Origin of the sequence: Thalassolituus alkanivorans (assembly GCF_020447205.1) — a bacterium.
Taxonomy (GTDB): Bacteria; Pseudomonadota; Gammaproteobacteria; order Pseudomonadales; family Oceanobacteraceae; genus Venatoribacter; species Venatoribacter alkanivorans.
The window spans coordinates 496,336-505,334 of sequence record NZ_JAJAEL010000039.1 but is presented as its reverse complement, the minus strand read 5'-3'; the positions used below and the strand labels follow the sequence as shown (position 1 = coordinate 505,334).

Below are 8,999 nucleotides of genomic sequence, written 5' to 3'. Positions count from 1 at the left end.
TGCGTGCCGCATAATCATTGCCGTTGGCTGGATGAAGCCGGACGCGCCGAAAAGAGAGGATCGTAAGGAGATACCTCTCCTTACAGGGGGCCAGGGGCTTGCCCCGGAAAGGCGTTTCAGATTGAAAAACAGTTGTCGATCAATGTCACTCCAAATTATGGGCAAGCAGTGCTGCACTGCTTGCCTTTATTGTGTCAGACCGATGCGGGTTCTGATTTCCTCTCTTTACCGGCACTTTTCTCCGTTTTATCTGCCACCACTTCGGTTTTCTGAGCCGCAATACTGACCCAGTCAAAATGCGGGGCAAATACCTTTTTCGTGCGCGCACGGTATTCCAGCGTGGAGGATGGCCAGATGGTAAAGTTTTTGCCGTCCGCCTGCTGATACCAGCTCTTACAGCCGGAGGTCCAGACCGTATTTTTCATCCGCCCCTGAATTTCAGCGTTGTATTTATTCTGCTCTTCGATTTTAACGTTAAAGTAATCAACGCCTTTTTCCTGAACTTTTTTAATACACTGGATAATGTAATTCACCTGAGATTCGATCATAAAAATAATCGAATTGTGGCCCAGCGCCGTATTAGGCCCAACCAGCTGGAACAGGTTAGGAAAACCGGATACCACAGTCCCCAGATAGCCTTCGGCACCATTGGCCCAGTCTTTCATAATGCTGTGCCCCGGCAGTCCGTCCAGCGTAAAGTCTTTCATAAAACCACGCGGATCAACGATAAACCCGGTGCCGAGAATAATGGTATCGCAGGGACGTTCAACGCCATTGCGGTCGACAATGCTGTGCTCACGGATTTCCTGAATACCATCGGTAATCAGATCGACATTACTGCGGTTAAAGGTCGGGTAATATTTATTGGAAATCAGAATGCGCTTACAGCCAATGGTGTAATCCGGTGTCAGCTTTTTACGCACCGCCGGGTCTTTGACTTTCATGCGGATAAACAGCTTCGCCAGGCTCTGTAAAGCAACGGCAAGACGCGGATGAAAAATCGGCCAGACCCGCATTTCATTGGTGATATATAAACGCGCACGGTGCAGCTTGCGCAGCGCGGGAAAGTTGCGGAACAGGGTCTTGCGGATTTCACCGTAGCGGCGCTCATCGCGCGGAATAACCCAGGCCGGAGAACGCTGATAAACATCCAGCTGCTGCACCTGCGGCGCAATTTCCGGCAAATACTGCACCGCGCTGCCACCGGTACCAATGGACGCGACGCGCTTGCCGTTGAGATCGTAGCCATGATCCCAGCGTGCAGAATGCATGACCTTACCTTTAAAACTGTCCAGACCGGGAATATCCGGAATCGCCGGGTGATGCAGCGGACCCGAGGCCAGCACAAAATAACGCGCGCGGATTTCTGCACCGCCTTTGGTGCCGATGGTCCACAGTCCGGTTTTACTGTCAAACTGGCTGCGGTTTACCTCATGGCCAAAGCGGATAAAAGGGCGCATCTGATAATCGTCGGTGGTTTTTAAAATGTAATCCTGAATTTCATGCCAGGATGCATAGCGTTTGCTCCACTCCGGATTACCGGCAAAGGAGTACGAGTACAGATGCGACTGCACATCACAGGCACAGCCCGGATAGGTATTGTCACGCCAGGTGCCGCCAACCTCATCGGCTTTTTCCAGAATAATAAAATCCCTGATGCCCGCTTCTTTCAGCTGAATGCCCATACACAAACCACCAAAACCGGCACCGACAATGACAACGTCGGTGGTTGCCGGTAAAGCCTGCTGAGAATCCTGGGTATGTTTTTGCTGCGTCATGATGTTCACCTTTATTGTTATTCGCTCAGGCCGCCGGAGAGGGCTTTTCCTGCAAAGCGGCTGCGGCCATGATCTGAATCTACGTTTCCGGCGGTCGCTGTGGCTATGCTGGAAAAAACAATAAATTGATAAAAACGGCCATTATGACCCTGCGCTCAATTCTCGCCCTGACCTTTACCGTCGAACAGCTGCGCCAGCATTACCAGCTGGATACCGAAGCCATCCTTGCCCGTCATGGCTTACAGCAGGCGCATCTGGATGCCAATGCCACCATCAGTCAGGCTGATGAGCTGGCGATTCTGGCCGAATTTGCCGACCAGATTCAGCACGATCCGCTGGCGGCCATCACCATCGGCTCTACCTTTGGACTGTCGAGTTATGGCGCTTTTGCCATGATGCTGATGAGCTGCAGTTCGGTGTATGAGGCCTTTGCCCTGGGCATTAAATATCAGCAGCTGAGCTACCTGTTCAGCGAGCTGGATTATCAGCTCGATGGCGATACCGTACTGTTAAAACTGAAGCCCTATCCTCTGCCCGATCATCTGCAGCGTTTTATTGTTGACCGTGATGTGGCCGGTACCTGGCATTTTCTTAATATCATGCAGACCATGCTGGGCCGTAATCTGAAACCGCTGGCCATTCGCATGCCTTATCTGCAGCCGGCAGAAGCCGCAGCCTACCGCGAAAAATTCCAGTGTCCGGTAGAGTTTGGCTGTGATGAGGCAGCCTTTGTGCTGCCGCTGGAGGTATTGCGCCTGCCCTTTCCCGGCGCCAATGCCACGGCACTGGAACTCTATCGTGGTCAGTGCGAAGAAATCATAAAGCAACGCAGCCAGGTGCGGACAGAAGCATTAAGCGAACGCTTAAAACAGTATCTGACGATGTTCAGCCAGCGCTTTCCTGCCATTAAAGACTGTGCCGCGACCTTTGGTTTAAGTGAGCGCCAGTTCCGCCGTTTATTAAGCGACGAAGGGCAGAGTTTTCAGCAGATTCTGGATAACGTGCGGGCAGAAAAAGCCTGCCATTTACTCAGACATTCATCCCACAGTGTGGAAAAAATAGCGTTATTACTGGGTTATTCTGAGGCTGCAGGATTTATTCATGCCTTTAAAAAATGGCAGAACATTACTCCGGCACAGTACCGCAAACAAACCGCAGAAAAGACAGAGCCTGGCGCCTGAATTGCGCTGCTATTCCGCAGGCCAGGCGTTGTCGGCGGCGGTCATAAACTCTTCGCCATCACCGATGAAATCGTCAGCATCATCCTGACTGTCGGCACAGCCGAATAAATCGTGCAGCAGGCTTTTTTCATCTCCACTGACGGCGGTTTCAGCCATATCCGGATGCTCAAAACAGACCTGATTACGTCCCTGACGTTTAGCCTGATACAGATAATGATCGGCGCGGCCAATCAGGCTACTGGCGCTGTGCGGCTGCTGGGCACTGTGTAATGCCAGCCCGATGCTGGCAGTAATCTGCAACTCACCACCATCAATGCGCACCAGTGTGGAAGCAATATTCTCCCGTAATCGTTCAGCCACCTGCACCGCCAGCATCAGCTCAGTGGAAGGCAGAATAATGACGAATTCTTCACCGCCATAACGGCATTGCACATCCAGTTTGCGTGTACTGTCGCGGATTAAACGCGCGGTCTGCTTCAGTACTTCGTCGCCAGCGGGATGGCCCCAGGTATCGTTAATGGATTTAAAGTGATCAAGATCGACCATCATCAGCGCTGTCGACATCAGGGTACGCTGGGTACGTTCCAGCTCCTGTTCCAGCGCTTCACGGAAATGCCGCAGATTATAAAGCCCTGTCAGCGGATCGGTTGCCACCTGTTCACGCAGCAACTGCACTTCATCAATAAAGGGGCAGCTAAGCTCCCCGACCGGACATGCGGGGATCGTCTGATTACTGCTTTGCGATTGTCCGGATGACGTTGCGTCGCTCATCTGTCCACTTATGTTTGTTGTTGTGACACGCTAAAAGCGCACGGCCCCGGGCCGGTTAACGCTCAAAGTTTAGCCGAAGATCAGCCATTTGCCGGATGTTGGAGTGACAAATATGTCAGAAATCATCCGGCGCCCGCAGCCCCGCCCCCAGCTCGTCCACATCCGGTTCCAGACCCGCAGCACCCACCCCGTCGAGCCTGCCGTTCAGGGTTGGTAAGCGCACACTAAACTGCACGCCACGGATATCGAGCGGTATAAAACTGAGCAGATCGGCTTTGCGTCCGCTCAGGCTGATCAGCCATTGCGGCTGCGCCGGATTGTGCGGATCAAACCACTGACTTGTGCCTTCCACCAGCGTCAGGCGCGCAACCTGCGGATTACTGCGGCTGCTGACCTCAATACTGTGCAGCCGTTTTGCGCTGCGCAATTCCCACTGTTTTGCGGCCTCGGCATTGCTGTCTGCCAGGCACACCTGTGGTTCACCGGCAGCGTTCAGCGTCACCTCCAGATTCAGGTTCTGCACTTCGCCACCGGCCAGTTCGATGCGCAGGTGGTACAGCTCGCTGTGGTTATGAATATTGTCGAAACCGATATCACCATCAAAGCCCTGCACAATCTGCTGAGCAAAATACAGTCCCAGACCTTTACCGTTATGTTCTCGCGCACGGCGGGTAGAAAAGCCCAGCTGAAAAATCTGCTCACGGGATTCATCACTGATATGCGGGCCACGGTTATAGATACTCACACATAAGCATTGCTGTGCTTCCCACAGGCGGATAGCAATCGGCGCAAAGCGGCTTTTGTACTGACGCTTGGTGGCAAAGAACTGGGCATTGCGCAGCAGATTTTCCAGCAATAAAACAATGTGATTGGCATTACCCAGCAGTTCATCACAGGGCTGTAACTCAATACGGTACAGACCTTCGCTGTCGGTCAGTAATAACGGTTTGTTCTGTTGTGCAGACAGCTGCGCCAGAGCGTCGGCGTCGTATAAAAATGCCGGCTCCGGATTACCCTGTTCATCGCACAGGGTGACGCCCAGATGCAGCGTCAGGGTATCCAGCAGCGCCCGCTGCGGATCGAAAGTGGGCACCAGTGGCAGCTCACTTAAGGCGCTGCCCTGTAATTCCGCCTGAAATAATAATTCTTCACAGCGGCTGACATTGGCACCGATATGCAGCGCCATATTGTCGGTGGTGGATAAATCGAGTAAATCCCATAAATAGCGCATGCCCACCAGCGCCTGCTGATACAGCAGCGCATTATTACCCTGCTCATCCGGCAGACTGTGACCAGCGGCATAGGTGAGAGCTGATTGCACCTTATCGAACGAAATTACACCGTTATGACGTACCTCGGCCGCGATGCTTTTAAAATGCAGGTATTTTTCGTCGTACTCCATATATTCCAGCAATTTATCGCTGATAAAGAGTTTCAGTTTGTCGGTATGACTGGCCGAGGTCTGCGCCCGCTGCTGCAGCTGACGCTTGCTGTTCCACAATTGTTGCAAACTGGCTTTGACCTTGCGCTGCTGACGGCTGAAATGGCGAAAATCCAGCCAGGCAAGAATTAAAAAGGCAGCAAAGGCAGCACTGAAATACTGTGTACTGAAAATAAACGCCGGTATTTTCAGCATATCGGCCAGCGCTGGTGATAACAGCAACAAGGCATAAAACAGCAATAATTTCGCTGCCAGTAAGGTGCGCCACGGATAACGGATACGGAAGATAAATTTATCGCCGCGGTCTTCCGTCTGCAGAGTCTCTTCCGCGCTGTTGCTGTCTTTCATTGCTGCTCCGTTTAACTGTTTTACGCAGATATCAGTCTTTAGCGGCTGGCCTGAACCTGTTTATCTCAGGCCGGTGCTTTCCATAAATAGGCGCCTTCGGCACCAAAGGTGGCAATACCCTGCCCGGCTTTGCATAAATTCATAAAGGCTTCTTCATCACCATGGGCCAGCGCCAGTGATTTACGCAGGGTTTTAATATGCTGGCGATAATTGGCGTAGGAAAATTTTTCCAGATCGGCATCCAGCCATTCCGCCATTTGCAGTGTAGTGACCGGACGTGGTGACGCCTCCACCAGAAAGCGCAGAATCTTGCGCGGTGTCGGCGCCAGAGGCCGGGCCTGATTGGCCGGGTTCATTAATTTCTGGCCTTTCCACCACACTTCCCAGCTGACCAGATCAATACGTAACTCGCCGCTGACCAGCTGAGATTTTTTATTCGCCGCCGGAGTCAGACTCTGGCGTAACAGAGCTTTCATGCGCCACAGCAAAACCCCTTCGATATTGCGCTGATGCTTGGCAATAAAATCCTGGGTAACGCCCTGCTCAAAGGCTTTCTGTTCAATACCGGTGCCGGAATGTTCGGATAAAAACACAATCGGCAGTGCAGGCCACTTTTTCAGCAGCGCACGCGACACACTGAAACCGCCATCGTCGTTACCGTTCAGGCTGGCGTCGAGAATGGCGATATGCGGCGCATCGGCGTCATCGGTCTGGCTGATACGCGCCAGTGCTGCTTCAGAAAACTTAAACACCTCAAGCTTATTGTGCTCAGCGTCCGGCAGATCGGCTTCGGCACCGGGGGCAAAGTCGGTACGCTCCAGCAAGGCCCGGAACTTGTCGATCCAGTGGCTCTGATCTTCGACCCAGAAAATTTTGATCATCTCTTCCTCTCCTGCAGGGCCTGTTAACAGGCCGGTCCTGAGCATACCACCAGCCGCCGCCGGTGCAGACGCCCGGACACAACCGGCGCGACAGAAATCACATTCTTCTCACCGATTTTTCACCGGCATCACGCAATCTGTATCCATCGGCTCTCCGCAGCCACCTTTCCAGGGTCTGTTCACACTAAGTGAACCGGGCCTGCTGAGAGCCAGTTTTTCTCAGGACAAGGAGAGAGGAGTGATATTAGCGGGCTAAATGAATGACGAACGACGATGTTAATGGGGAAAACGGGCCTCAGCCCGGAGGGTTATGGCTAAAAATTCCTCATCCTACGTTGCTGCTCATTCGCTTAACCCGTTAGGCAACACTCTCAGCGCCTTGTCTGAGAAATTTTTAGCTAATAACAGGCCTGTTTAATTAGTGTGAACAGACCCTAAGCAACACGAGGACAGAATCATGAATGACCTACTCACTCTCTGGTCCGCCAACAGCGCTGTATCCGCCGCCATCTGGCTGGTGCTGGCGATGACCCTGCTGTATTTCGGCCGCAACCCGGCACACCGTATCCTGCTCAGCAGTGGCCAGGGTCTGCGTCATATGCTGCGCATGGCCAGCCGCGCCCTGAGCCAGCAGGAACGCCAGCTGGGTAAGCGTAACCGCGAAGTATTACTGGCCGCCGCACGCAGCGATGCCGAACGCCGTATCGAACGCGAATTTACCCGCATCCAGACGCTGGTAGCACGCGACTTATCCGGCTATCCGGCACTGCACCGCCAGATCAGCACCGCCATCGACAATGTCGAGAACAGCTACCGCGAAGCCGGCAACAGCGCACCGCTGCCACCGGCCTGGGGTGAGGTGGTGAATACCATTGCCGCGCTGCCCAGCCATGGTGATCCGGCGGTTGCCAAGATTCTCAGCAATATTAAAGACGCGGTGCACGACACCCATAAAGAAACCCTGAAAACCTGGCAGGCCAGCGCCGACCAGCGCCACAAACTGCTGGCGAAAATGCAGCCGGAATGGCGCACGCTGAACGGCAAAATGGACGAGGTGGCACGCACTATCGACAACCTCGATAACCGTACCCACCAGCTCGACAAGCAGATGCAGCACTATGAAGAAGTGCGCCGTGGTGAAGATGCGGCGGTACGCAGCCTGACGTCCAGCTCGCTGACCCAGTTCTTTATTGCCGGTCTGGTGCTGACCATTGCCCTGCTCGGCGGCCTGATCAACTTCCAGCTGATCGCCATGCCGATGTCGGAAATGGTGGGTGGAACCAGCTATATCGGTGGCGTAAAAACCTCAGATATTGCCGCGCTGGTGATCATTCTGATTGAGATTGCGATGGGCCTGTTTTTGCTGGAGTCGCTGCGCATTACCCGTCTGTTTCCGATCATCAGCAGCATGGATGATCAGATGCGCCGCCGCATGATGATTATCAGCCTCAGCATCCTGTGCATTCTGGCCGGTATCGAAGCCTCTCTGGCCTATATGCGTGACCTGCTGGCGCTGGATAAAGAAGCCCTGCAGCAATCACTGAGCATGGCGGCGAATGCTTCCGGCGTAGCCGCCAGCAATGCGGAATTCCGCTGGATTCCATCCATCGGGCAAATGGTAATGGGATTTATCCTGCCGTTTGCGCTGGCCTTTATCGCCATCCCGCTGGAGTCCTTTATTCACTCGCTGCGCACCGTGCTGGGTCTGGCACTGGTCGCCATGATCCGCCTGGTCGCCATTGCCGCCCGTCTGCTCGGCAACCTGGCCGGTCACAGCGCCACCCTGCTGACCCACGCCTACGACCTGCTGATCATGCTGCCGTTAAGCATCGAGCGTCTGTTCAGTCGCAAGCGTACAGCGGCAACTGCGGTGCAGTTTGACGACAGCCAGACCACCGATGAGCTGGCCGATGCCATCCCGGATGTGGCCGCCGAAGAAAAACGCAGCCGTAAAGGCCGCAGCAAAAACAACAGCAACAGCAGCAACAACAACAGTGGCGACGCGGCTGTAGCTGTCGCCTGAATCAGAGGAGTGACGATTATGAATAGCTTCAAACGCCTTGTTGCCACCGCCGCCCTGCCCCTGAGCTTACTGCTCAGCGGCTGCGGCGAGCAGGCACCACAGAATAAAGCGGTCTATCTGCTGATCGACACCTCGGGCACCTACACCCAGGAGCTGAACAAAGCACAGGCCATCCTCAACTACCTGCTGGCCAACCTAGACAGTGGCGATTCCATTGCCGTGGCCCGTATCGACAGTGGCAGTTTCAGCGAGAAAGACATCATCGCCAAAACCACCTTCGATATGCGTCCCAGCACCGCCAACGATCAGAAACGTCAGTTCAAGCTGGCCATGGATGAGTTCGCCGCCAACCTGAAAAAGGGCAGCGCCAATACCGACATCACCGGCGGTGTGCTGCAGGCCACGCAATATCTGAACGAAACCGGTGCCGGTAATAAATACGTCTTTATTTTTTCCGATTTAGAAGAGGATTTACCCCATGATCACATTAGAAACTTTCCAATTAGTCTGGATAACATTCACGTGGTTGCTCTCAATGTCACTAAGCTACGCAGCGATAACATTGACCCGCGGGAC

General features: G+C 53.7%; 7 protein-coding genes. 3 read left to right on the top strand and 4 right to left on the bottom strand.

Annotated features, from left to right (window positions below; translation table 11 throughout):
• Positions 1–194: 194 nt before the first annotated feature.
• On the bottom strand, positions 195–1,778 hold the full coding sequence (locus LGT44_RS17665) for a flavin-containing monooxygenase (RefSeq protein WP_230332459.1): 1,584 nt from the start codon (positions 1,776–1,778) through the stop codon (positions 195–197).
• Between the two features lie 143 nt (positions 1,779–1,921).
• Between LGT44_RS17665 and LGT44_RS17660 the strand changes: the two genes are divergently transcribed.
• Entirely contained in the window at positions 1,922–2,959 is a 1,038-nt protein-coding gene (locus tag LGT44_RS17660) for an AraC family transcriptional regulator (RefSeq protein ID WP_230332460.1), read from the top strand.
• Between the two features lie 9 nt (positions 2,960–2,968).
• Here LGT44_RS17660 and LGT44_RS17655 read toward each other — a convergent pair whose 3' ends face one another.
• From LGT44_RS17655 to LGT44_RS17645, 3 genes are all read right to left on the bottom strand, one after another.
• The gene (locus LGT44_RS17655; protein WP_230332461.1) at positions 2,969–3,730 is read right to left on the bottom strand and encodes a GGDEF domain-containing protein; all 762 of its coding nucleotides are present in this window, start codon (positions 3,728–3,730) and stop codon (positions 2,969–2,971) included.
• Positions 3,731–3,845: 115 nt separating this feature from the next.
• Complete coding sequence (locus LGT44_RS17650) at positions 3,846–5,519, bottom strand: sensor histidine kinase (protein WP_230332462.1); 1,674 nt, start codon at positions 5,517–5,519, stop codon at positions 3,846–3,848.
• A gap of 65 nt (positions 5,520–5,584) precedes the next feature.
• Positions 5,585–6,400 (bottom strand): response regulator transcription factor, encoded by an 816-nt coding sequence (locus LGT44_RS17645; protein ID WP_145466471.1) that lies wholly within the window; start codon positions 6,398–6,400, stop codon positions 5,585–5,587.
• Between the two features lie 457 nt (positions 6,401–6,857).
• Between LGT44_RS17645 and LGT44_RS17640 the strand changes: the two genes are divergently transcribed.
• Positions 6,858–8,423, top strand: a complete 1,566-nt coding sequence (locus tag LGT44_RS17640) for a G protein-coupled receptor family protein (protein ID WP_230332463.1) — start codon at positions 6,858–6,860, stop codon at positions 8,421–8,423.
• An 18-nt stretch (positions 8,424–8,441) separates the two neighbouring features.
• Positions 8,442–8,999, top strand: a 558-nt coding sequence (locus LGT44_RS17635) for a vWA domain-containing protein (RefSeq protein ID WP_230333660.1), incomplete at its 3' end; no start/stop codon positions are given.

What these genes read in the sequence shown, in the direction of transcription:
- LGT44_RS17650 (WP_230332462.1), bottom strand. Translation starts at nt 5,519, where the DNA reads ATGAAAGACAGCAACAGCGCGGAAGAGACTCTGCAGACGGAAGACCGC.
- LGT44_RS17660 (WP_230332460.1), top strand. Translation starts at nt 1,922, where the DNA reads ATGACCCTGCGCTCAATTCTCGCCCTGACCTTTACCGTCGAACAGCTG.
- LGT44_RS17640 (WP_230332463.1), top strand. Translation starts at nt 6,858, where the DNA reads ATGAATGACCTACTCACTCTCTGGTCCGCCAACAGCGCTGTATCCGCC.
- LGT44_RS17665 (WP_230332459.1), bottom strand. Translation starts at nt 1,778, where the DNA reads ATGACGCAGCAAAAACATACCCAGGATTCTCAGCAGGCTTTACCGGCA.
- LGT44_RS17655 (WP_230332461.1), bottom strand. Translation starts at nt 3,730, where the DNA reads ATGAGCGACGCAACGTCATCCGGACAATCGCAAAGCAGTAATCAGACG.
- LGT44_RS17645 (WP_145466471.1), bottom strand. Translation starts at nt 6,400, where the DNA reads ATGATCAAAATTTTCTGGGTCGAAGATCAGAGCCACTGGATCGACAAG.